Origin of the sequence: Pantoea cypripedii (assembly GCF_011395035.1) — a bacterium.
GTDB lineage: Bacteria > Pseudomonadota > Gammaproteobacteria > Enterobacterales > Enterobacteriaceae > Pantoea > Pantoea cypripedii_A.
Window position 1 is genome coordinate 1,794,760 of record NZ_CP024768.1, and the last position, 23,294, is coordinate 1,818,053.

Sequence of the window (23,294 nt, forward strand, 5' to 3'; positions counted from 1 at the left end):
AGAGTATGTTAAGCATTAAAGATTTACAGGTTAGTGTTGAAGACAAAGAAATTTTGCGCGGCCTGAACCTCGAAGTGAAGCCGGGTGAAGTGCACGCCATTATGGGACCGAACGGTTCCGGTAAAAGTACCCTGTCTGCAACCCTGGCTGGCCGTGAAGATTATGAAATCACCGGCGGTTCCGTCACCTTCAAAGGCAAAGATTTGCTGGAGCTGGAACCGGAAGAGCGTGCGGGTGAAGGCATCTTTATGGCGTTCCAGTATCCGGTGGAAATTCCGGGCGTCAGCAACCAGTTTTTCCTCCAGACTTCGGTCAATGCGGTGCGTAAATACCGTGAGCAGGAAGAACTGGATCGCTTCGATTTCCAGGACTTTATCGAAGATAAAATCCATCTGCTGAAAATGCCAGAAGATTTGCTGACCCGTTCAGTGAACGTGGGCTTCTCCGGTGGTGAGAAAAAGCGTAACGACATTCTGCAGATGGCAGCGCTGGAGCCGGAACTGTGCATCCTTGATGAAACCGACTCCGGTCTGGACATCGATGCGCTGAAAATTGTGGCTAACGGCGTCAACAGCCTGCGCGACGGCAAGCGTTCATTCATTATCGTTACGCACTACCAGCGTATTCTGGACTACATCAAGCCAGACCATGTGCACGTGCTGTATCAGGGCAAAATTGTAAAATCTGGCGACTTTACGCTGGTGAAACAGCTGGAGGAGCAAGGCTATGGCTGGCTTACCGACGAAGAGTGATAACGCCCTGCAACAGTGGCATCACCTGTTTGAATCGCGCGGTGAAGTGCGTTCATTGCAGGCCCAGCAGCACTGGCAGCAACTGATGCGTCTTGGCTTGCCGACCCGCAAGCACGAGAACTGGAAATACACGCCGCTGGAAGGTTTGCTGGGTCAGCAGTTTGTGCTGCCGCAGCCGCAGGAAGTGAGTGCTGAACAGGTTGAACAGCTTGCGCTGCCGATTGAAGCGGTGCGCCTGGTGTTTGTCGATGGGCGCTTCCAGCCCGCGCTGAGCAGCCGCGATACCGGCCTGTTTGAAATCCAGCATTCGCAGGCGGCAGAACGCCGTCCGCTACCGGCGCCGATTCAGCCGGAAGTTTTTCTCCATCTGACCGAAAGTCTGGCAGAAGAGGCCACCAGTATTCGTCTGGCACGCGGTAAAGCGGCGGCATTGCCGTTGTACCTGCTGCATATCACCAGCGGCCAGGAAGCTGGGATGAATACCGTGCATCACCGTCACCATCTGCAGCTGGAAGCCAGCGCAGAGGCAGAAGTGATTGAACACTACGTCACGCTGAACGATGCACCTCACTTTACCGGTGCGCGTTTCACTTTCGACGTGGCCGATAATGCCCAACTGTCGCACATCAAACTGTCGTTTGAGAGCGAGAAAAGCTACCACTTCGCCCATAACGATGTGGTCATTGGCCGTGACGCGCAGGTCAGCACCACCAGTTTCCTGCTGGGTGCCGGTTTGTCACGTCATAACACCAGTGCACAGCTGAACGGTGAGAACACCAATCTGGCGATGAACAGTCTGGCCCTGCCGGTGAATCAGGAAGTGTGCGACACACGCAGCTATCTTGAGCACAATAAAGGCCACTGCATGAGCCGTCAGATGCACAAGACCATCGTGCGTGATAAAGGTCGTGCGGTGTTCAACGGCATGATCAAAGTGGCACAGCATGCGCTGAAGACTGATGGACAGATGACCAACAACAATCTGTTGATGGGGCGTCTGGCTGAAGTGGATACCAAGCCGCAGCTGGAAATCTACGCGGATGACGTTAAGTGCAGCCACGGTGCCACCGTGGGCCGTATCGACGATGAGCAGATGTTTTACCTGCGCTCGCGTGGTATTGCAGAGTCCGCTGCGCAGCGTATGATTATCCACGCTTTTGCCGCTGAGCTGACCGAATCCTTAAAGAATCCGGTACTGCGTCAGGCGGTGTTGCAGCGTATTGCTGCGCGCATCCCGGGAGTTGAGTCATGAGTTTCGATCTCGAACGAGTCAGAGCGGAGTTTCCGATTCTGAAACGCGAGGTCAACGGTCATCCGCTGGCTTATCTGGATAGTGCGGCCAGCGCACAGCGTCCGCTGGCCGTCATTAATGCGGAAAGTTATTTTTATCAGCACGGCTATGCGGCCGTGCACCGCGGCATTCACTCGCTGAGTGCGCAGGCTACCACCGACATGGAAAACGTGCGCATTCAGGCGGCACGTTTTCTTAACGCTTCCTCGCCGGAAGAGATTGTTTTCGTCAAAGGCACCACCGAGGGGATCAACCTGGTGGCCAACAGCTGGGGCGGCAGTCAGCTCCAGCCCGGCGACAACATCATCATTACCGAGATGGAGCACCACGCCAACATCGTGCCGTGGCAGATGGTGGCGCAGCGTACCGGTGCAGAGATTCGTGTACTGCCGCTGAATGAGCAGGGTGAACTGGCACTTGAGCAACTGGGCGGGCTGATTGACAGCCGTACTCGTTTGCTGGCGGTGACCCACGTTTCTAACGTGCTGGGCACGGTCAACCCGGTGAAAGCCATTGTGGCACAGGCGAAAGCCGCAGGCGTTATTACGCTGGTGGATGGTGCGCAGGCGGTGATGCATCACGCCGTTGACGTGCAGGACATTGGCTGCGACTTCTACGTCTTCTCAGGCCATAAAATCTATGGCCCGACCGGCATTGGCGTGCTGTATGGTCGTAAAGCGCTGCTCGATATCATGCCCCCCTGGGAAGGTGGCGGTTCGATGATCGATCAGGTGCAGCTGCCGACCGGCACCACCTGGAATACCGCTCCGTGGCGTTTCGAAGCGGGCACACCGAATACCGGTGGCATCATTGGTCTGGGTGCGGCACTGAAGTGGGTGAGTGAGCTTGGGCTGGACACCATCCATCAACGTGAATCAATGCTGATGCGTTATGCACTGGATAAGCTGGCTTCTGTGCCGGATCTGACCATTTATGGTCCGACGGCGCGTAGCGGCGTGGTGGCGTTCAATCTGGGCAAGCATCATGCGTTTGATGTGGGAAGCTTCCTCGATCAGTACGGTATCGCGATTCGTACCGGGCATCACTGTGCCATGCCGCTGATGCGCCATTATGCTGTACCCGCCATGTGCCGCGCTTCTTTCGCGCTCTATAACACTGAGGAAGAGGCCGATCGCCTGGCGGCGGGTCTGACGCGTATTCATCGTCTGCTGGGCGGTTGAGCAGATTTCAGGAGTAACCGATGGCAAATTTGCCAGACAAAGAGAAACTGGTGCGCAACTTTAACCGTTGCGCTAACTGGGAAGAGAAGTACCTCTACATCATTGAACTCGGGGCAAAATTACCAGAATCGTCTGAAAGCTTATATCAGCCGGAAAACGTGATTTCAGGTTGCCAGAGCCAGGTGTGGATCACCATGTCTCCACAATCAGATGGGACTATTACCTTTGCCGGCGACAGCGATGCTGCCATTGTTAAAGGTTTGATTGCCGTGGTGTTTAGCCTGTATCAGGGGCTGAAAGCGGCGGAAATTCTGGACCTGGATGTGCGCTATTGGTTTGAACAACTTGCGCTCACCCAACACCTCACCCCGTCGCGTTCGCAGGGGCTTGAAGCGATGATTCGCGCGATCCGTCATAACGCACAGTCCCTCAGCTAAGATACACTCTCCAGACCCCGGCCAAATCTGACCGGGGTTTGTTTCTTCCGACAAAGAGAAAATTGCATGAGACCAGCTTTACGTTTAGCCGGTGCATTGCTGTTGTCCTGCTGCGGACTGTCTGCACCTGCGCTTGCCACGGAATACCCTCTGCCCGCCGCTAACAGCCGTTTAATTGGCGAAAACACCCTTACCACCGTACCGGATGACAAACGCCCGCTGGAGAGCATTGCAAAGCATTATAAGATAGGTTTGCTCGGCATGCTGGAAGCCAATCCCGGCGTGGATCCCTGGCTGCCCAAAGCCGGTACGCAGCTGACGGTGCCTTTGCAGATGTTGCTGCCGGATACGCCGCATGAAGGCATCGTGATTAACCTCGCTGAACTGCGCCTGTATTACTACCCCAAAGGGGAAGATCGGGTGATTGTCTATCCCATCGGCATCGGCCAGCTGGGGGCAGCGACGCCGGTGATGGTGACCAGTATCGGCCAGAAAATCCCCAACCCAACGTGGACGCCTACGCCGAATATCCGTAAGCGCTACGCGAAAGAAGGCATCACCTTACCGGGTGTGGTACCTGCCGGGCCGGATAACCCAATGGGGATGTTTGCCATGCGTCTGGCGCACGGTTCTGGCCAGTATCTGATTCACGGCACCAACGCGGATTTTGGCATCGGTATGCGCGTCAGTTCAGGCTGTATTCGCCTGCGTCCGGAAGATATCGAAGCGTTGTTTGCCAGTGTGCCCAAAGGCACTCGCGTACAGGTGATCAACCAGCCGGTGAAGACGGCGATAGAGCCGGACGGGAAGCGTTATATCGAAGTGCATCAGCCGTTATCGCACACCGATAAAGATGATCCACAAACCATGCCGATTGCGTTAACGGCGGCGATGAAAAACTTCCTGAATAGCCCGCAAAGCGATACTGCGCTCATTAAGGCCGCGCTGGAGAGACGTTCGGGAATGCCGGTGCTGGTGAGCAGTGGGGAGCCGGTAACAGCAGATACGGCGATGCCGCAGGTGGTGCAATCTCAGCAGGGGAGTGACGCGACACGAGCCACTATCAGTGAAGCGATGGGGACGCCGGTGGCGAAGCCCTGAATGCTGCCTGAATCAGGACAAAAAAAATGGCGCCTTAATGGCGCCATTTTTAGTACCAGAACTCTTACTTACGGTAAGAGTGAGCCTGGTTGTCCAGACGCTGGTTAGCACGAGCTGCGTCATCTTTAGCAGCCTGAACGTCAGAACGGATTGCGTTCACGTCGTTGCTCAGCTGGTCAACTTTAGCGTTCAGAGTCTGAACGTCTGAAGACAGCTGGTCGATTTTAGCGTTGCTTGAGCAACCAGCCAGCAGAGTTGAACCCAGGATTACCGCGCCCAGTACCAGTTTAGTACGATTCATTATTTATACCCTCTAGATTGAGTTAATCTCCATGTAGCGTTACAAGTATTACACAAAGCTTTTTGAGTTGAGAATAAATTTTTGATGAGAACATGCTTAAACTTGATCGTTCGCTCAAAGAAGCATCGTTTCGCAGAAGATGATAAAAATATTTAGCTAAAACAGAGGGATTTAATCGGATTAACCTTAATTTTCTGGCTTTTTGAATAGTTATTATCGATTGGCAATTTCCAGTATCTGTATTAGCCCCGGAATAAAAAAAGCGCCCGATAAGGGCGCTTTTTAATAAACATTGAATTAAAAATCAGAGTACGTGTACAGACGATGTATTGGTGGTTCCACTTGGCACCAGCGCACCGGATACCATCACCACCACGTCGCCTTTTTGGCCATAACCACTTTCCAGCGCCATTTCTTTGCCAATGCGGTAGAAATCATCCGTTGAGGCAATTTCGTTGACCAGACGGGTTTCCACGCCTTTGCTCAGAATCAGCTGGCGTGCGGTGGTGGCATTGGTGGTCAATGCCAGGATGGTCGCATCCGGGAAGTATTTTCTGATGGCTTTGGCAGATTTACCGCCTTCGGTCGCCACCACAATCAGCGGCGCTTCCAGCTTCTCAGCCGTCTCAACCGCACCACGGCATACCGCTTCAGTGATACGCAGTTTGCGTGAATCCTGCAGCGCATCAATGCGTGATTTCATCACGCGGTCAGTGCGTTCGCAGATGGTCGCCATAATCGTCACCGATTCCAGCGGATACTTGCCTTTGGCGCTTTCGCCGGACAGCATCACCGCATCGGTACCATCGAGAATGGCGTTCGCTACGTCACCGGCTTCGGCGCGGGTCGGACGCGGGTTTTTGATCATGGAATCGAGCATTTGCGTCGCGGTAATCACCACTTTGCGTGCTTTGTTGCATTTCTTGATCATCATCTTCTGCGCGAAGATCACTTCTTCAACCGGAATTTCCACACCCAGGTCACCACGGGCGACCATGATGCCGTCGGAGGCTTCGAGAATTTCATCGAAGTTGTTCAGACCTTCCTGGTTCTCGATTTTCGAGATGATTTGGATGTGCTCGCCACCGTGTTGTTTCAGATGCTCACGGATCTCCAGCACGTCAGAACGTTTACGGATGAAAGAGGCCGCAACGAAATCGACACCCTGTTCACAACCAAAAATCAGGTCGCGTTTGTCTTTTTCTGCCAGCGCAGGCAGCTGAATGGAGACACCTGGCAGGTTAACGCCTTTGTTTTCACCCAGGTCACCGTTGTTCAGCACTTTACACACCACGGTGTTTTCAGTGACTTCAATCACTTCCATACCAATCAGGCCATCATCCACCAGCACGGTGTTGCCAATTTTCAGGTCTTCAGTGAAACCGGCATAGGTCACCGCGACGCGGTCACTGTTACCGATGACGGATTGATCGGTGGTAAAGGTGAAGGTCTGGCCAGCTTTCAGTGCCGCGTCGTTGCCGCCTTCCAGTTTCATGGTGCGGATTTCCGGGCCTTTGGTGTCCAGCAGAATGGCGGCCTGACGACCGGTTTTTTCGATCACGGCACGCATGTTCTTAATGCGCTGACCATGCTCGGCGTAATCCCCGTGAGAGAAGTTCAGGCGCATGACGTTCATGCCTGCTTCCAGCAGTTGAGTCAGCATCTCTTCCGATTCGGTTTTCGGACCGATAGTACAAACGATCTTGGTCTTTTTCATGTCAGCTTATCTGTAAGTTGTGATGGATGATAAAGGTTGGGATTCGATGCGCAGGCACCGAAGTGGAAATTCGTTTGGTGTTGATAAGGGTAATACAGAGTAAGAATAGGAGACGATGGCTAAGCGTGCAGGGAAGTTGTGCGGTACGCGAGGGAACCGGCCAGACGGTGTTGCGCAAATAATTTGAGTTCTCGCAATAAACACGTTAGCGCTGAAACCTTTCAAGTGAGACAACGCGGCATAGTATAGACGCTAAGTATGCGAAAACCAATATGAAAGCAGTAACATAAAACGATGCAGATCAAGGAACAGGGAGTTGCGCAACGGGAGATTAAAAAGAGTGGTGCGTTCTAATGGACTCGAACCATCGACCCCCACCATGTCAAGGTGGTGCTCTAACCAACTGAGCTAAGAACGCATTGTGCCTGTCATACTTCAGGTTGCATGTGTGTTGGCTGCAACCGGAATTATTCAGGATAAATAAAATGGTGCGTCCGAGTGGACTCGAACCACCGACCCCCACCATGTCAAGGTGGTGCTCTAACCAACTGAGCTACGGACGCACTTGGTGCGCTCTAATGGACTCGAACCATCGACCCCCACCATGTCAAGGTGGTGCTCTAACCAACTGAGCTAAGAGCGCAACACGCTGTCAGGGCGACAGCGGGGACGAATATTAACGGCAGGCCGGTGAGCTGGCAAGGGGAAAAAGTGATTTTTCATCATGACTGACCAGCATCTGTGCTATGCGTCGTTTTTTTAGGCGTTGCGGGCCTTTTACGGCCCGCTCAGTCACTTAGCGGGCGGCGCGTGTCAGAATCACCTGTGCGGGCAGACGCTGCAAACGACGAATACGCCAAATCATCATGATCGCTGCCGAGGTTAACCCGACGATAAAGCCACACCAGAATCCGGCCGGTCCGAGCCGCGGGACGATAAGGTCCGTCAGCCCCAGGATATAGCCAACCGGCAGCCCCAGCACCCAGTAAGCAATCAGGGTGATAAAGAAGATCGAACGGGTATCTTTATAGCCACGTAAAATACCGCTGCCTATCACCTGAATCGAATCCGAGAACTGATAAATCGCCGCCAGTAACATCAATTGCGCAGCCAGCGTGATGACTTCCGGGTTAGCGGTGTACAACGCTGCGATATGATGGCGGAAGGTCACGGTAAACAGCGCGGTGATGGCGGCCATACTGATGCCTACGACTTGTGCGGTCCATGCCGCCACGCGTGCCTGCTCTGGCGACCTCTGACCCAGTCGGTAACCCACACGGATGGTGGTTGCCACGCCGAGTGACAACGGCAGCACGAACATCAGTGAACTGAAGTTCAGCGCAATCTGGTGCCCGGCCACCTTAACGATACCCAATGGCGACACCATCAACGCCACCACGGCGAACAGGGTCACTTCAAAGAACAGCGCCAGCGCCACCGGCAGCCCAAGGGTAAACAGACGGGACAGAATCACCCGCGACGGTGCGGACCAGCCAGTCGCCATGCGAATATCGCGCATACTGCCCATGCGTTTCAGCCAGAAGCGCATCACCAGGAACATCACCCAATAAACTGAAGCCGTCGCCACACCGCAGCCGACACCCCCCAGCGCGGGCATGCCAAAGTGCCCGTAGATGAACACGTAGTTCAGCGGGATGTTGGTCAGCAAACCGAGGAAGCCCAGCACCATGCCGGGTTTGGTTTTTGATAACCCTTCACATTGGTTACGCGCTACCTGAAAAAACAGATAGCCCGGCGCACCAAACAGCAGGGCATGGAGGTAACCTTCAGCTTTGGCTGCCAGCAACGGGTCGATGTCATGCATGGCTCGGATCAAATACCCGGCGTTCCACAACACCAGCATAATCAGCAAGGCCACAAACAGCGCCAGCCAGTATCCCTGACGAACCTGCTCAGCAATGCGCTCGCGGCGTCCTGAACCGTTGAGTTGCGCAACGGTGGGCGTCAATGCCAGTAGCAAACCATGACCAAACAGAATGGCGGGCAGCCAGATAGAGGTGCCGACCGCAACGGCAGCCATATCCGTAGCGCTTACCGACCCGGCCATAATGGTATCCACAAACCCCATCGCCGTCTGGGCAACCTGAGCAAGGATGACCGGGATCGCAAGGGCCAGCAATTGACGCGCTTCTGTTAAATACTTCTGCACGTATCACCTGCATTTAAATAAAAAGGAGAACGGGGAGACATCCCCAAAGAATACGCGGCTTAGTGTAACGGTCGGTTGCGTATCCGCCAAACATTGTTCGCAATTTGTTAAAACAACCGTGTAAATTTTGCGCACCGGCAAATTAAACCCGGGCGGGTCAGCTGTGATAAACTACGGCAAACTTCGCAGAGGCTGAGATTATGTTTACTGGAATTGTGCAGGGTAAGGCAGAGATTGTTGCTATTGAAGAAAAAGAGCTGTTTCGCACTCACATCGTAAAATTGCCGGAAGAGTTGCTGCCGGGGCTGGCGCTGGGTGCGTCGGTTGCCAACAATGGCTGCTGTCTGACGGTGACGGCGATTGATGGCGACCAGGTAAGCTTTGACTTAATCAAAGAAACCTTGCGTATTACCAACCTGGGAGAATTGCAGGTGGGTGATTGGGTCAATATTGAACGTGCGGCGAAATTTAGCGATGAAATTGGCGGCCATTTGATGTCTGGCCATATTATGACCACCGCTGAGATCTGCAAAATTATTCAGTCGGAAAACAACCGTGAGGTGTGGTTTAAATTACAGGACCCGGCGCAGATCAAATATATTCTGCATAAAGGTTTTGTCGGCATTGACGGCATCAGCCTGACCGTAGGCGACGTGACGAAGAGTAAATTCTGTGTGCACCTGATCCCGGAAACGCTGGAACGCACCACGCTGGGCGCGAAAAAGCTGGGGCATAAAGTGAATATCGAGATCGACCCGCATACCCAGGCGATTGTCGAAACCGTCGAGCGCGTACTGGCGCAGCGTGAAGCCGCCGCCCTGGCTCAGCGTCCGTCCGACGAGAGCGAATAAGCCCGCAATAAATAAGGCGCCATTTGGCGCCTTTCAGTTAATTAGCGTGCTACACGCAACCCGCCTTCAGCACCACGGCTGAATACCACCTGCCACAGTTGAATATCACGCGCCCGGAATGCACCGGCACAAGCGCAGAGATAATAACTGAACATGCGTTTGAATCGGTCACCATATTTTTCTGCAAGCTGCGGCCATGATTCCAGAAAACGATCATGCCAGGCCATCAGCGTGGTGTCATAATCCGCGCCGAAATTGTGCCAGTCTTCCATCACAAAATGTGACTCGCTGGCATCAGCAATCTGACGCACTGAGGGCAGACATCCATTGGGGAAGATATATTTGTCGATCCAGGGATCCACATTCATATCGGTTTTAACTGACCCGATGGTATGCAGCAGGAAAATACCGTCCGGCTTCAGATTACGGTCGGCCACTTCAAAATAGGTGGCGTAATTTTTCGGGCCGACGTGTTCGAACATGCCAACGGAAACAATGCGATCAAATTGCAGATTCAGGTCGCGATAATCCTGTAACAGGATAGTGACATCCAGTCCGGCGCAACGCTCCTGAGCCATTTTCTGCTGTTCAGCTGAAATGGTGACACCATGCACTTTGACACCGTAATTGCGGGCGGCAAATTCAGCCAGTCCACCCCAGCCACAACCAATATCCAGCAAAGACATGCCGGGTTGCAGTTGCAGTTTGCGGCAAATCATATCGAGCTTGGCCTGCTGCGCCTGTTCCAGTGTCTCTGCATCCTTCCAGTAGCCGCAGGAATACTGCATGAAAGGATCGAGCATCAGCGAAAACAGGTCATTCCCGAGATCGTAATGTTCTTTACCCACAATCCAGGCGCGCTTTCTCGATTGCAGGTTGGTCAAACGCGCCGCAGCGATACGCAGTGTGTCTTTAAAATGATGCGGTAATTGCTGATCCAGATGGTGTTTCAGTACGCGGTGGAAAAACATGTCGAGATTTTCACATTCCCACCAGCCGTCCATGTAACTTTCACCGAGGCCCAGCGATCCTTCCTGCAGGACCCGTTTAAAAAAATCCGGATGTTTAACCTGAATATCCCAGGGGCGAGTACCATTTATGGCAATATCGGCCCGTTCCAGTAATTCATGGGCGATACGAAACCAGTGGTTTTCTTCAAGGCTCACTTCTTCTATACACGATGAACTCATAGCTTCTCCATCACCTTTCCGATTTCAACCTGAGAAAAGAATAGTCAATTTCTCCAGGCTTGTGAGAGAACTCACGGAAAATCCGTGCGCCAGATATCCGACGTTTTACAGAGGTATGAATCTGAATAGAAATGTCTGGCACAACACCGGGGGAGAACATCGTGCAGACACCATCCCAGCGACAGAGTCGCTAATTATTAATACAATTATGTTATTGATTTGTTATAGAAATGCTGACCCACGCAGTATATGCTTCCGTGGGTCAATATTCAACGACTTATCGTTAGTTTGCTAACTAACGACGTTGCGTTAGCGATTATCTTCGCAGGGACGGGAGTTGTGAGCAACATCACTTTGTGCGTTTGCCACAGCGGCACGCTGCCAGCCGAAGCCAGCCCAGGCAAGCGCCACAGTGGCAAGCATCACCAGGCTGGTACTGTGCAGCGCCTGTTGCAATCCGGCGGAAACCAGCAGGCTGGCAATAAAACATAATCCCAGCTGTAACAGATTTTGCAATGAGGCCGCTTTACCGGTGGCCTGAGGGAAGGGTAGCAGCGCGCTGGCGACCACAATCGGGTAGATCGCGCCATTGGCTAATGCCATGCCGCAGAACGGCAGCAGCAATGCCCACAGCGCGGGCGCAGCAAGCTGAGCGATGGCAAACAGGCTGACAATGCTCAGACTGTAAATCACCAGTAACCACGGCAGTAGCTGTTTGCCCTGAAAATGGTTCAGCAAGGCACGGCAACCAAAACCGCCAACCAGAAAGGCGATAGTCTGTGGCACATAACTCAGACCAATATCGGCAGGTGACAGGCCTGCGTCAGCCAGGATAAAGGGCGAGCCAGTCAACCAGGCGAAAAAGCTGGCGGAGCAGGCTGAGTAAATCAGCACATTACCGCTGTAGACCCGTGATGCCAGTAACGTCAGCCAGCCGGGCTGAGCAGCGCGAGCCGTGTGGGTACGGGCCGGATTAGCCAGCCGAAGGGTGCCGACCAGCAACAGCAGCGTGACCAGCGTCAGCAGCAGGAAAATGCTGCGCCAGTGGAAATGGCCCATCAGCCAGGCACCCAGTAAAGGGGCCAGCGCCGGTGACAGCGCCACCAGTGGCATAATGGTGGCGAAAACTTTGTTCGCCTGTGCCTGCGGATAACGATCAACCACCAGCGCCTGCCAGCTGACGGCGGCAGCGCAAACGCCCAGCGCCTGCACAAAACGCAGCGCCAGCATCAGCTTCACGTCGGTGACCCACAACATGCCGAGACAGCCCAGCGCGAAGATCACTAATCCCGCCAGCAGAATGGGTTTACGGCCAAAGCGGTCAGACAGCGGGCCCCAGAACACCTGCGCGCAGGCAAAGCCACCGAGGAACAGGCTCAGGCTGGCACTGATGGTGCCGGGAGAGGTGGCAAAATCCTGCTGCATGGCACTGAATGCCGGCAGGTACATATCCGTAGCAAGAAAGCCCAGCATGCTCAGCAAAGCAAGGTAAGGCAAAAATCCTTTTGATGACAACATGGTGATTCTCATTAGACAAATTGAACGCCGGGGAGTGTAAAAGGGTGCGGCAGGCTTTGTGAAACGCTAATATTTGCGAGGTGCTATCAAAAATTTTGCAGGCAAAATTATGTGGTCTGAATACGCGCTGGAAGTGGTGGATGCGGTAGCGCGCAGCGGCAGTTTTAGCGCAGCGGCGCAGGAACTGCATCGCGTGCCTTCTGCCATCAGTTATACCGTTCGTCAGCTGGAAACCTGGCTGGCGGTGCCTTTGTTTGAACGGCAGCATCGGGAAGTGGTGCTGACAGCGGCAGGTGAGCATTTCGTGCGAGAGGGGCGAAGTGTTATCAAAAAAATGCTGGCGACACGACGCCAGTGCCAGCAACTGGCTAACGGCTGGCGCGGTCAGCTGAGTATTGCGGTTGACTGTATCGTAAAACCCCAGCGTACCCGGCAATTGGTGAAGGATTTCTACCGCCACTTCCCGGATATGGAGCTGATTATCAGCTATGAAGTGTTTAACGGTGTCTGGGATGCGCTGGCTGGTGGCCGGGTAGATGTGGCGATTGGCGCCACCCAGGCGATTCCGGTCGGGGGGCGCTTCGCTTTCCAGGATATGGGGGCGCTGAACTGGCGTTGCGTGGTCAGTCCCGACCATCCCCTGACAAAAAGTAACCAGCTGGATGATGAAACGTTACGGGCCTGGCCTTCGCTGGTGCTGGAGGACACATCGCGGGCGCTGCCGCGCCGCATGACCTGGACGCTGGATAACCAGCGGCGTCTGGTGGTGCCAGAGTGGGAAACCGGGATGGATTGCCTGCGGGCAGGGTTGTGCGTAGGTATGGTGCCGGGCCACATAGCCCGGCCTCTGCTGGACAGCGGCGCGTTAACCGAACTGACGTTGCCTGCGCCTTTCCCGGAGAGTCCCTGCTGTGTCAGCTGGTCGGAACAACGCGCCTCACCGGCATTGAGCTGGTTGCTGGACTATCTTGGTGATGCAGAGACGCTCAACCATGAGTGGCTGAGCGAATCGGTAGCTTAGCGACGATAGTCGCGGAACGGGCCGTCGGCGACTGAGCGGCGTTCAATCAGCGTGGGTTGCACTTCAATGGTTTGTGGTTCTTCGCGTTTGCTGGTGATGCGATCGAGCAGCATTTCCAGCGCTTTTTCGCCCAGCTGCGCTTTCGGCTGATGGACGGTAGTCAGCGCCGGGGTGAAATAACGGGCGTTGCGCACGTTGTCATAGCCAATTACCGAAATATCCTGGGGGACACGCAGTCCCATTTCATCGGCAGCACAAATCGCGCCCATCGCCATGATATCACCACCGCAAAAGACGGCGGTCGGGCGTTGCTTCTGATTAAGGATCTGCTGCATCGCCTGGTAACCGGATTCCGGTTCAAAATCGCCCTGGACAATCCACTCCGGGCGCACCGTAATACCGGCTTCCTGCAGCGCCTGCATAAAACCGGCATGACGACCCCCGCCAGTGTTGCGTTCCATCTGCCCTGGGATAGCACCAATGTCACGATGTCCACGTTCGATCAGGTAACGCCCGGCGAGATAGCCACCCTGGAAGGCGTTATCCTGCACGGTATCGGTGAAATCGCCGCGCGACTCGCCCCAGTCCATCACCACCATCGGGATATTACGGTTCTCTTCCAGCATGGTGAGCAGGTCGTCGGGATATTCGGAACACATCACCAATAAACCGTCGACGCGCTTTTGCGCCATCATCGAGAGATAAGCACGCTGCTTTTGCAGATCGTTATGCGCATTGCCGAGAATCAGCGTGTAGCCACGGTCAAAACAGTGGTTTTCTACCGCTTCGATGATTTCCGCGAAATAGGGGGCTTCGCTGGAGGTGGCGAGCAATCCCAGCGTTTTGGTGTGGTTGACTTTCAGGCTACGCGCCACGGCGCTGGGTGAATAATGCAGCTCTTTGATCGCTTCCCATACGGCGTTACGCGTCTCTTCCGCGACAAAACGCGTTTTGTTGATGACATGCGAAACCGTAGTGGTGGAGACACCGGCGCGTTTCGCCACATCTTTAATTGTTGCCATGAAAATGGTACTCCCGGGCTTATCGCAACTTACTGATAAGTATATTGTTAAACGTTTGCGTCTGCTAATGGTTTTGCGCCCCAATTTTTGGGGCAAATGGCGAAGAAAAAGGCATTAACTATCAGTTAAAATCACTTTAACAGGCCACAAACACAGCGTGCGCAAAATCTGTTGCGCAACGAAAGGCGGCGATTCTAGCAAGCTGACGCGGATAACACGAGATTTTTGCCGGGGGCTATGCGAAAATTACATTAACCCTTCAATTAATGTGACTAAGGAGTTGTGATGAGTACAGACCTGAAACTGGCGCTGGGTACTACCGTTGGCGCGTTGTTAATGATCATCGTGTTCAGCTTCACCGCGATCCTTCATTAATAAAAAAGCCGGACCTGAAATTTCAGAGTCCGGCTTTTTATTGCGCTGTGACGTTTAGCGAATGGTTTTCGGCGTCATCATACGACGCGCACCGACATAATGCTTCTGCCAGTAATCTTCACCTAATGCGCTAATCTGAATATCTTTACCAGTACGCGGTGACTGAATAAATTTGCCGTTGCCGAGGTAAACACCCACATGGTCAGCGGTGCCGCGATGGTTAATGCGGAAGAACACCAAATCTCCCTTCTCCAGCATATCGCGTTTGATCGGCGCCGCATCACGCAGGTGATACATTTCGTTGGCGGTGCGCGGGAATTTGTATTTCACCAGGTCTTTATAGGCATACCACACCAGACCACTGCAATCGAAACCGGTATGCGGTGAGGTACCACCCCATTGATAAGGCTTACCGATCTGGCCCATCAATTTGGTCATCGCCGTTTCACGCGCCTTTTGATAACGCTGGCGGTGTGACTTGCTCATCTTGATAGTGGTGAGATCACCGGCGTCATCCTGTTCATCCAACACTTTCGCAACGCGCTGGTGACCGTATCTTTTCGTCGGTGACTTCAGCAGAGATTTTCTGCGGGTGGTTTTGTGAAGCGCAGTGACGGTTTTGGTTTGTTTCTTCAGTTTTAGTTTTTGAACACTGCTGGTAAGACGTGATTTTTTGGTGCTGGTCTTGACCGGGCGTCGTTTACGACGCTCATCTTCGCGTGCACTTTTTTTCTCTGCATTATGCAAACTGGCATTGATGGGCGCATGCGGTGACGCAGAAGCCACATTAAAAAACAGTTGGGCGAAAGCCAGCATAAAAAGCGTAATAAGTAAACGCATAGTCCGGTTACAGGTTAAGCAGTCTGCGGTAAAACAGCCTGCGGCAAGTTAGAAAAATCTGATCAACGATCAGCGCCGGGATTGATTCTAATCCACTTTTTTTCCAAAAGGTAAGGCATTTTTCGATTAATCTGTTACCAGATGGTATCTGGGGCAAAAATGAGCGATTTCAGCCGGTTAACGCAGCATAATTATTGCGAATTATTAATCGGTTCATGCTTATTCATGATATGAAAATGTTATTTGCTGCGCTGGAACTTAACAAACATGGCGATTAACGTGGTTGCGATGCAAAATCCCGTTTTCAGTGCGGGGGTGAAGTCGCTACAATAAACAAACACGAAGTGAGGAATTAAGGAAGGCAAAAATGAGTACTGTTGAAAAAATTCAGCGCCAGATCGCAGAAAACCCGATCCTGCTGTACATGAAAGGTTCGCCGAAACTGCCAAGCTGCGGTTTCTCTGCACAGGCGGTACAGGCTCTGTCTGCCTGTGGTGAGCGCTTCGCGTATGTTGATATCCTGCAAAACCCGGATATCCGTGCTGAATTACCGAAATATGCCAACTGGCCAACTTTCCCGCAGCTGTGGGTTGATGGCGAGCTGGTCGGTGGTTGTGACATCATCGTTGAGATGTTCCAGCGTGGTGAGCTTCAGCCGCTGATTAAAGAAACTGCTGAGAAGTATAAAGAAGCAGAATAATTGCAAAGGCCGACGCATCGTCGGCCTTTCTTTTGGTCATTCTGCGTCGTCTTCCGCCAAATCGTCACTGAACGCCACTGGCCAGCCGCCAAGGCGTTTCCAGCGATTGACCAGCTCACAAAATAGCGTGGCGGTTTGTTCGGTGTCATACAGGGCAGAATGTGCCTGAGTACTATCGAAATCCATCCCGGCCGCTTTACAGGCTTTTGCCAGCACCGTCTGGCCCAGCACCAGGCCGCTTAATGCTGCGGTATCGAAAGTGGCAAAGGGGTGGAACGGGTTACGCTTCAGACTGGCCCGTTCGGCAGCCGCCATCAGAAAGTTATGATCAAAGGTGGCATTATGCGCCACGATTATCGCCCGATTGCAGTGACTGTCCTTTGTGCCTTTACGCACCATCTTAAAAATGGCATGTAACGCTTCATATTCACTGACCGCACCACGTAGCGGGTTGCTGGGATCAATTCCGGTAAACGCCAGTGCATCCGGGTTAAGAATCGCCCCTTCGAAAGGTTCAACGTGAAAATGCAGTGTTTCGTCGCGATGCAGCCAGCCGTCTTCATCCATTTTGAGTGTGGTGGCGGCGATTTCCAGCAGGGCATCGGTTTTGGCATTAAAACCGGCCGTTTCGACGTCGATCACCACGGGATAAAAACCGCGAAAGCGTTGATGGAGAGCGTTTAAGTCGTTCGATTCAGACATCAGGATCTCATAGCAATAAATGGGGCAGCGCGCATTATGGCAAAAATTGCGGGAGGGTGCAGCAGGAGAGAGGAACGCCAGCCCGTAAATGCCCAGGCTGGCAGGCAGGCTTAGTTGCCGATGCCGTGTCCGGCGTGTTTGTTTTCGATCAGCTCGATTTTGTAGCCATCGGGATCTTCGACAAACGCAATCACCGTGGTGCCGCCTTTAACCGGGCCAGCTTCACGGGTCACTTTACCACCGGCATTACGGATGCGGTCGCAGGTGGCGGCAACATCATCAACACCCAGCGCAATGTGTCCGTAGGCGTTGCCGGGATCATAGCTCTCGACACCCCAGTTATAGGTCAGCTCAATCACAGCACCTTCGCTTTCTTCGGTATAGCCAACAAAAGCCAGGGTGTATTTATATTCGGTGTTTTCGCTCTGACGCAACAGGCGCATGCCCAGCACACGGGTGTAAAAATCGATGGAACGCTGCAAATCGCCAACGCGTAACATGGTGTGAAGTAAACGCATAACATCCTCTTTTAACAAGCACAAAGGCTAAGTATAGCGAGTTAACGCTCTGAAGAAACAGCATTGCCGCACATCCGTTGCGGCAAGCAGACTTTCTTATAACGTCGGGTAATCGGTGTAACCTTCGGCACCGCCACCGTAGAAGCTTTCCGGACGCTGCGGGTTAAGCGGTGCATCCTGTTGCAGACGGGCCACCAGATCCGGGTTGGCGATAAAATCACGACCAAACGCGACGGCATCAATCAGGCCACGCTGAATCAGATCGTCCGCTTTTTCGACCGTGTAGGCACCGGCACCGATGATCACACCGGGGAACAGCGCGCGCACTTTCTCACGGAAAGCGTCGCTATAAGGCTGACCGCCCGCCCAGTCAGGCTCCGACAGATGCAGATAAGCCAGTTTGCGTTTGCCTAATTCCGAGATGTACCACAGCGCAGCGGCTTCTTCATCCGCACCATTTTCCAGATTCTGGAAGGCACCAATCGGAGAAATACGGATACCGATACGATCAGCAGACCAGTTAGCAATCGCCGCATCAACCACTTCAAGTGCGAAACGGCCACGTTTGGCAATCGAACCACCGTATTCGTCAGTACGCTGGTTGGAATCCGGGGCGAGGAATTGGTGCATCAGATAACCATGCGCGGAATGCAGTTCCAGCAAATCAAAATCCGCTTCACGGGCGTTGGCCGCGGCCTGACCAAAGTCAGCGACGATTTGCTGAATTTCTGCCACGCTGAGTTCACGCGGCACAGAGGTATCTGCACGGTACACGGTGCCATCAGCCTGACGCAGTGAGGTACGGGTACCGGCGGCCAGAGCGGAAGGGGCTACCGGCGGCTGGCCGTTCGGCTGCACGCTGTTATGCGAGATACGCCCGGTATGCCACAGTTGCACTGCGCTATGTCCGCCTGCGCCGTGAATGGCCTCATTAATGACTTTCCACGCGGCGATTTGCTGCTGGGTGTGCAGCCCCGGCGCACCGGCATAACCTTTCGCCTGGAAAGAAATCTGAGTCGCTTCAGTGATAACCAACCCGGCGCTGGCACGTTGTTGATAATACTCGGCCATCAACGGCGTAGGGATATCGCCTGGCTCAATGCTGCGCAGCCGCGTCAGAGGGGCCATGAAAACACGGTTAGGCACGGTAATCGCACCCACTTTGAGGGGGGAGAACAGCTGTTTACTCGCCATGATGACTCCTGTATTAGACCGGTCGTCTAGAAACTGCGGTTTTTAAAATCAGTGGCGGGTCAGCCACTGTTCAATGGTTTCGAGCGCCAGGCTAATGGGGCCCGGCTCCCGTGAGATTTTGCTTTGCAGGCTGGCGCCCAGCCACAGCAGGTAGCAACGCTGTGCCAGCTGTTTCGGGCTTTGGCCATACAACAACGGTTGTTCTGCTGCCACATCATCGAGACAGCGGGCATAGGCGTTAATCACCGCCGTAGCGCCATGTTGCAGCGCATCCCGCATCGGCTCCGACAGGTCACACACCTCGGCGGAAAGTTTCACCCCGAGGCAACCCATGATATGGCCCTGTTCGATAAATAATTGTTCAGCCGAACGAAAGTGTTGCAGAAAACGCTCACGCGCTGTGGCACCAGGCTGATTCAGTTGCTGTTCAATCATCTGCAGATGGTGGACAAAATAGCGCTCCAGCAGGGCAACACCGAAAGCTTCCTTTGAGCGGAAGTAATGATAAAACGAGCCTTTCGGCACTTCCGCCTGCGTCAGCATTTCACTGAGGCCCATACCGGTAAAACCGCGTTGCAAACACAGCTGCTCGCCAGTAGCGAGCAGATGTTCACGGGTTTCGTTGCGTTGCAGAGTCTTGTTCATGGACAGCAGAGTAGTAGACCGATCGGTCTAATGCAATCTTTAGCTGACCGCCTGGCACGATCTGATCATATCCAGTTGCGGCTGATATTCGTGAGTCTGGATGTTGAACATACCGAGCAAGGTATGGAACAGGTTGTCCTGTGACACCGGCTGATCGGCGGCCTGCTGGCGTAAGCAACCCTGATTAATGTGATACGCGCTGGCGTAGCCCGGCGACATCCACATCAGCAGCGGTATATGGGTTTGCTGCGAGGGAGCAAACAGATAGGGAGCACCGTGCAGATACATGCCATGCTCACCCAGCGATTCTCCGTGGTCAGAAAGATACACCATGGCCACATTGAAGCGATCGCTCAACCCTTTGAGTTTATCAATAGTGCGGCTCAGCATATCGTCGGTGTACAGCAGCGAATTGTCATAGGTATTCACCAGTGCCTGGTGATCACAATCCTGAATCTGGTTGCTGTCACAGGTGGGGGTAAAGCGACGGAATTCGGCCGGATAACGCTGATAATAAGCAGGGCCGTGGCTCCCCATTTGATGCAGCACGATAATGCCGTCGTTATGCAGGCTGCCAATGTAGTTATCCAGATTGTGCAGCAGGACATCATCAAGACAAAAACCGTCATGGCAATATTGCGGCAGGTTCCACATTGTCATGTCGGTATGCGGAACACGATCGCAGGCACCTTTGCAGCCACCGTCATTCTCACGCCACAGCACGCTCACTCCGGCATGGGCCAGCACATCGAGCAGACCTTCCTGATGGTGGGCCAGATTGGCGTCGTAATGTTCGCGCGACATATTTGAGAACATGCAGGGTACGGAAACTGCAGTTTCGGTACCGCAGGAGCGGGTTTGCGGATAGTAGATCACCTGCTGCTGTTTCAGCTGCGGGTTGGTTTCGCGCGCATAGCCACCAAGGGAAAAGTCTTCAGCGCGACCGGTTTCGCCCACCACCAACACCACCAGCGTTTTTTTCTGTTCGGCGGCGATTAACGGGCCTTTATGGGCATCTTCGCCGATCTTCACCAGTTGCTGACTGCCCTGTAACCAACGCTGATCGACATAATGGCCAGTACCACTGACGATATTGGCCGGGGTGATCATTTTGACCAGCCCTTTGTTGTTGCGGATCAGTGAGGCGTAATCTTTATAAAACAGCACCGCCATTAGCAGGATAATCAGCAATGCACCGAGGGCACCGGCCAGGCGTTGCAGCAGACCCCACCACCAGCGTTGTCCTGAGCGGATACGCACGCTGGTGATAAACGCCGCTGGCAAAATCCCCATCAGCAACATCCAGATGGCCCATGTGCGGTTGATCAACGCACCGGCTTCCTGAGCATTCGACTCAAACACGTTTTCGATCATGTTGGTATCGATGACCGTACCGAAGCTGTGCATAAAGTAGTTGGCAGCGGCGCTGGTCAGCACCAGCAGGATCAATAGCGGTTTACGGACAAACGGCCAGGCGAGCAGGGTAAAAATAAAGTAAAACGCCGCGATCAGGACCACAGGAATACTGGCGGCGAACAGATAATCGTGCAGCCGTGTGTAAGGAATAATTTGCCAGGCGCGCAGCAAAAACAGGCCATTTAGCACAACACCAAAGAAAAACGCGGCGCTGAAATTAAACCAGCCAGAGTGACACTGTAACTTATTCGGGGATTTCATGAAAACTCATCAATGGAACGGAATCGCGCCAGAGTAGAGACAAAGTATGAGGAAAACCTTAACGAAACTTAAACGTCCCCAGGCCTCGTGGGGACAGATTCGTAAGTAACGGTAACCCGCGGGCTGTTGGAAAATTGATTGAGCAGAATACGTGCAATTGGCGTTTACTCTGCGCACAATGTCACTAAGCTGTTATCAATATGCTGCAATTTGCCTGTACCGGAGTGGATGTGGCCGAGCAACTTGAGTTTTTTCCTGTCCCCAGTCCCTGTCGGGGGATTTGCCAGAGCGATGCTCGTGGCTATTGCCGTGGCTGCCTGCGCAGTCGCGAGGAACGTTTTGACTGGATGAAATACACTGATGCGCAAAAACGCCATGTTCTGCGTTTGTGCCGTCAGCGCTGGTTACGCCTGCAACGCAGCCAGAAACCCGAAGAACCTGACGAACCGCAACAACCCTCACTGTTCTGAACGTTGCAGTGCGTGACTTTCCGTTATACTGCCGATTCATCCATTCGGATTTGCATTTAAGGGAGAGCCTTAATGTTACAACCGCAACAAATCGCCCCGCAGGGACCGCTATTTTCACCGCTGATCATGGGTTACTGGCGTCTGATGGAATGGGGCATGACGCCACAGCAGTGCGTGCAATTTATCGAGCATCATCTGGCGCTGGGTATCACCACGGTTGATCATGCGGATATTTACGGTGATTACCAGTGTGAGGCCGCATTCGGTGCCGCGCTGAAGCTGGCCCCGTGTTTGCGTGAAAAGCTGCAAATCGTCACCAAATGCGGCATTGCGACGCGCGCCAAACCGGAACACCAGATCGGTCATTACATCACCGATAGCCGTCATATTTTGCAGAGTGCAGAAAATTCGCTGCGCCATTTTGCCACCGATTATCTCGACCTGCTGTTGATTCATCGACCCGACCCGCTGATGGATGCGGATGACGTTGCCGAAGCATTCCTCTCATTGCATCAGAGTGGAAAAGTGCGTCATTTCGGTGTCTCCAATTTCACCCCGACCCAGTTCACCCTGCTGCAATCTCGTCTGCCTTTTACCCTGGCGACCAACCAGCTGGAAATTTCTCCGCTGGAACAATCGGCATTACTTGATGGCTCGTTGGATCAATGCCAGCAATTGCGCATGCGCCCCATGGCCTGGTCCTGCCTTGGCGGTGGGCGTTTATTTAACGACCCGCATTACCAGCCGCTGCGTGATGAACTGCATCAGGTGCAACAGGAGATCGGGGCCAGCAATATTGAGCAGGTGGTGTATGCCTGGGTGATGAAACTGCCCAGCCGCCCCTTGCCGATCATTGGTTCCGGTAAAACGGCGCGTGTCAGCGATGCAGTGGCGGGCTGTCAATTGACGCTGGATCGCCAGCAATGGTTCCGCATTCGTAAGGCTGCACTGGGCTACGATGTGCCCTGACGCGTAAAAATACGTCAAAATGCGGCAGCACCGGGAAAAAGCAGCCAGGCTTACAGGGAACTTAACCATAAGGAGATGTTATGAACAGAACCCTGATTGCTGTTCTGGCGCTGCTCTGTAGCGGCGTTGCCCAGGCTGCTTCAGAAGAAGTTGAGCTGCACAAAGTGACGGAACAAGGTATTGGCGCGGCGATTGGCAAGGTGACCATCAGCGAAACCCCTTACGGGCTGCAATTTACGCCAGCGCTGAGTGGTCTGCCTGCGGGTATCCATGGCTTCCATGTCCATGCTAAAGGCAGCTGTGAACCTGGCGAATCGGCAGGGAAAATGGTGGCTGCGGGTGCTGCGGGTGGGCATTTTGATCCCGGTAAAACCGGCAAACACCTCGGTCCGTATGCCGATGGTCACCTTGGTGATTTGCCTGCGTTGTATGTCGGTGATGACGGTAAAGCGAATTACCCGGTACTGGCCCCACGTATCAAGTCTCTGAGTGAAATCAAAGGGAAAGCCCTGATGGTACATGTGGGTGGGGACAATCATGCCGATCACCCGCAACCCCTGGGCGGTGGTGGTGCGCGCTTTGCCTGTGGTGTGATTTAACCATGGGGCGGCGACCTGATGCCGCCCCGATTTGCGTAACCAGACATTTCTCA

General features: G+C 53.6%; 24 protein-coding genes and 3 tRNA genes. 12 read left to right on the forward strand and 15 right to left on the reverse strand.

The window, feature by feature from the left end; all coding sequences use genetic code 11:
• Window positions 1-5 precede the first annotated feature (5 nt).
• The 5 genes from sufC (at window position 6) to CUN67_RS08335 (ending at window position 4,762) form a co-directional block, all read left to right on the forward strand.
• Window positions 6-752, forward strand: coding sequence for a Fe-S cluster assembly ATPase SufC (gene sufC / locus CUN67_RS08315; protein WP_208714787.1), 747 nt, complete (start codon window positions 6-8; stop codon window positions 750-752).
• Window positions 727-2,004 carry a Fe-S cluster assembly protein SufD gene (sufD, locus tag CUN67_RS08320; protein ID WP_208714789.1) on the forward strand — a complete coding sequence of 426 codons (1,278 nt, stop codon included), beginning with the start codon at window positions 727-729 and terminating at the stop codon, window positions 2,002-2,004. Before sufC ends, sufD begins: the two co-directional genes overlap by 26 nt.
• Complete coding sequence (sufS, locus tag CUN67_RS08325) at window positions 2,001-3,224, forward strand: cysteine desulfurase SufS (RefSeq protein WP_208714791.1); 1,224 nt, start codon at window positions 2,001-2,003, stop codon at window positions 3,222-3,224. The genes sufD and sufS overlap by 4 nt, the downstream gene beginning before the upstream one ends.
• A 20-nt stretch (window positions 3,225-3,244) precedes the next feature.
• Window positions 3,245-3,661 carry a cysteine desulfuration protein SufE gene (sufE, locus tag CUN67_RS08330; RefSeq protein ID WP_208714793.1) on the forward strand — a complete coding sequence of 139 codons (417 nt, stop codon included), beginning with the start codon at window positions 3,245-3,247 and terminating at the stop codon, window positions 3,659-3,661.
• Window positions 3,662-3,727: 66 nt separating this feature from the next.
• Window positions 3,728-4,762 carry a L,D-transpeptidase family protein gene (locus tag CUN67_RS08335; protein WP_208714794.1) on the forward strand — a complete coding sequence of 345 codons (1,035 nt, stop codon included), beginning with the start codon at window positions 3,728-3,730 and terminating at the stop codon, window positions 4,760-4,762.
• 64 nt (window positions 4,763-4,826) lie between these two features.
• Here CUN67_RS08335 and CUN67_RS08340 read toward each other — a convergent pair whose 3' ends face one another.
• From CUN67_RS08340 to CUN67_RS08365, 6 genes are all read right to left on the reverse strand, one after another.
• Window positions 4,827-5,063: a major outer membrane lipoprotein gene (locus tag CUN67_RS08340; RefSeq protein WP_007374746.1), complete on the reverse strand. Its 237-nt coding sequence runs from the start codon at window positions 5,061-5,063 to the stop codon at window positions 4,827-4,829.
• Window positions 5,064-5,367: 304 nt separating this feature from the next.
• Window positions 5,368-6,780: a pyruvate kinase PykF gene (gene pykF, locus CUN67_RS08345; RefSeq protein WP_208714796.1), complete on the reverse strand. Its 1,413-nt coding sequence runs from the start codon at window positions 6,778-6,780 to the stop codon at window positions 5,368-5,370.
• Between the two features lie 341 nt (window positions 6,781-7,121).
• Window positions 7,122-7,198 (reverse strand) — tRNA-Val (locus tag CUN67_RS08350).
• A 68-nt stretch (window positions 7,199-7,266) separates the two neighbouring features.
• Window positions 7,267-7,343, reverse strand: a tRNA-Val gene (locus CUN67_RS08355).
• A 3-nt stretch (window positions 7,344-7,346) separates the two neighbouring features.
• A tRNA-Val gene (locus CUN67_RS08360) sits at window positions 7,347-7,423 on the reverse strand.
• A 153-nt stretch (window positions 7,424-7,576) separates the two neighbouring features.
• Window positions 7,577-8,950 (reverse strand): MATE family efflux transporter, encoded by a 1,374-nt coding sequence (locus CUN67_RS08365; RefSeq protein ID WP_208714798.1) that lies wholly within the window; start codon window positions 8,948-8,950, stop codon window positions 7,577-7,579.
• Window positions 8,951-9,150: 200 nt separating this feature from the next.
• On the opposite strand from CUN67_RS08365, the gene CUN67_RS08370 reads away from it, so the two are divergent.
• A complete protein-coding gene (locus tag CUN67_RS08370) occupies window positions 9,151-9,801 on the forward strand; it encodes a riboflavin synthase subunit alpha (RefSeq protein ID WP_208714800.1) in 651 nt (216 codons plus the stop codon).
• A 41-nt stretch (window positions 9,802-9,842) separates the two neighbouring features.
• On the opposite strand, the gene cfa is transcribed toward CUN67_RS08370, so the two are convergent.
• Both cfa and punC read right to left on the reverse strand, forming a co-directional pair.
• Window positions 9,843-10,991, reverse strand: a complete 1,149-nt coding sequence (cfa, locus tag CUN67_RS08375) for a cyclopropane fatty acyl phospholipid synthase (protein ID WP_208714802.1) — start codon at window positions 10,989-10,991, stop codon at window positions 9,843-9,845.
• 309 nt (window positions 10,992-11,300) lie between these two features.
• A complete protein-coding gene (punC, locus tag CUN67_RS08380; RefSeq protein WP_208714804.1) occupies window positions 11,301-12,509 on the reverse strand; it encodes a purine nucleoside transporter PunC in 1,209 nt (402 codons plus the stop codon).
• Between the two features lie 109 nt (window positions 12,510-12,618).
• Between punC and punR the strand changes: the two genes are divergently transcribed.
• Complete coding sequence (gene punR, locus CUN67_RS08385; RefSeq protein ID WP_208714806.1) at window positions 12,619-13,530, forward strand: DNA-binding transcriptional activator PunR; 912 nt, start codon at window positions 12,619-12,621, stop codon at window positions 13,528-13,530.
• Here the strand turns inward: punR and purR are convergent.
• Entirely contained in the window at window positions 13,527-14,552 is a 1,026-nt protein-coding gene (gene purR, locus CUN67_RS08390) for an HTH-type transcriptional repressor PurR (protein WP_208714808.1), read from the reverse strand. The genes punR and purR overlap by 4 nt on opposite strands.
• 285 nt (window positions 14,553-14,837) lie before the next feature.
• Between purR and cydH the strand changes: the two genes are divergently transcribed.
• Window positions 14,838-14,927: a cytochrome bd-I oxidase subunit CydH gene (gene cydH / locus CUN67_RS08395; RefSeq protein WP_139810913.1), complete on the forward strand. Its 90-nt coding sequence runs from the start codon at window positions 14,838-14,840 to the stop codon at window positions 14,925-14,927.
• Between the two features lie 54 nt (window positions 14,928-14,981).
• Here the strand turns inward: cydH and CUN67_RS08400 are convergent, their stop codons facing one another.
• The gene (locus CUN67_RS08400) at window positions 14,982-15,767 is read right to left on the reverse strand and encodes a C40 family peptidase (RefSeq protein WP_208714810.1); all 786 of its coding nucleotides are present in this window, start codon (window positions 15,765-15,767) and stop codon (window positions 14,982-14,984) included.
• A 367-nt stretch (window positions 15,768-16,134) separates the two neighbouring features.
• Here CUN67_RS08400 and CUN67_RS08405 point away from each other — a divergent pair, with 367 nt between their 5' ends.
• On the forward strand, window positions 16,135-16,467 hold the full coding sequence (locus CUN67_RS08405; RefSeq protein ID WP_021185244.1) for a Grx4 family monothiol glutaredoxin: 333 nt from the start codon (window positions 16,135-16,137) through the stop codon (window positions 16,465-16,467).
• A 36-nt stretch (window positions 16,468-16,503) separates the two neighbouring features.
• On the opposite strand, the gene rnt is transcribed toward CUN67_RS08405, so the two are convergent.
• The 5 genes from rnt to eptA all read right to left on the reverse strand — a co-directional run bounded on the left by rnt (window position 16,504) and on the right by eptA (window position 21,203).
• A complete protein-coding gene (rnt, locus tag CUN67_RS08410; protein WP_208714812.1) occupies window positions 16,504-17,169 on the reverse strand; it encodes a ribonuclease T in 666 nt (221 codons plus the stop codon).
• Window positions 17,170-17,279: 110 nt separating this feature from the next.
• A complete protein-coding gene (gene gloA / locus CUN67_RS08415) occupies window positions 17,280-17,687 on the reverse strand; it encodes a lactoylglutathione lyase (protein ID WP_208714814.1) in 408 nt (135 codons plus the stop codon).
• Between the two features lie 96 nt (window positions 17,688-17,783).
• Window positions 17,784-18,881, reverse strand: a complete 1,098-nt coding sequence (locus tag CUN67_RS08420) for an alkene reductase (protein WP_208714816.1) — start codon at window positions 18,879-18,881, stop codon at window positions 17,784-17,786.
• A 48-nt stretch (window positions 18,882-18,929) separates the two neighbouring features.
• On the reverse strand, window positions 18,930-19,526 hold the full coding sequence (locus CUN67_RS08425) for a TetR/AcrR family transcriptional regulator (RefSeq protein WP_208714818.1): 597 nt from the start codon (window positions 19,524-19,526) through the stop codon (window positions 18,930-18,932).
• 39 nt (window positions 19,527-19,565) lie between these two features.
• Window positions 19,566-21,203, reverse strand: coding sequence for a phosphoethanolamine transferase EptA (gene eptA / locus CUN67_RS08430; protein WP_208714820.1), 1,638 nt, complete (start codon window positions 21,201-21,203; stop codon window positions 19,566-19,568).
• Between the two features lie 230 nt (window positions 21,204-21,433).
• Here eptA and CUN67_RS08435 point away from each other — a divergent pair, with 230 nt between their 5' ends.
• The 3 genes from CUN67_RS08435 (at window position 21,434) to sodC (ending at window position 23,241) form a co-directional block, all read left to right on the forward strand.
• Entirely contained in the window at window positions 21,434-21,673 is a 240-nt protein-coding gene (locus tag CUN67_RS08435) for a DUF1289 domain-containing protein (protein ID WP_208714822.1), read from the forward strand.
• A 72-nt stretch (window positions 21,674-21,745) separates the two neighbouring features.
• On the forward strand, window positions 21,746-22,642 hold the full coding sequence (locus CUN67_RS08440; RefSeq protein ID WP_208714824.1) for an aldo/keto reductase: 897 nt from the start codon (window positions 21,746-21,748) through the stop codon (window positions 22,640-22,642).
• Window positions 22,643-22,722: 80 nt separating this feature from the next.
• Entirely contained in the window at window positions 22,723-23,241 is a 519-nt protein-coding gene (sodC, locus tag CUN67_RS08445; protein ID WP_208714825.1) for a superoxide dismutase family protein, read from the forward strand.
• Window positions 23,242-23,294: the final 53 nt, after the last annotated feature.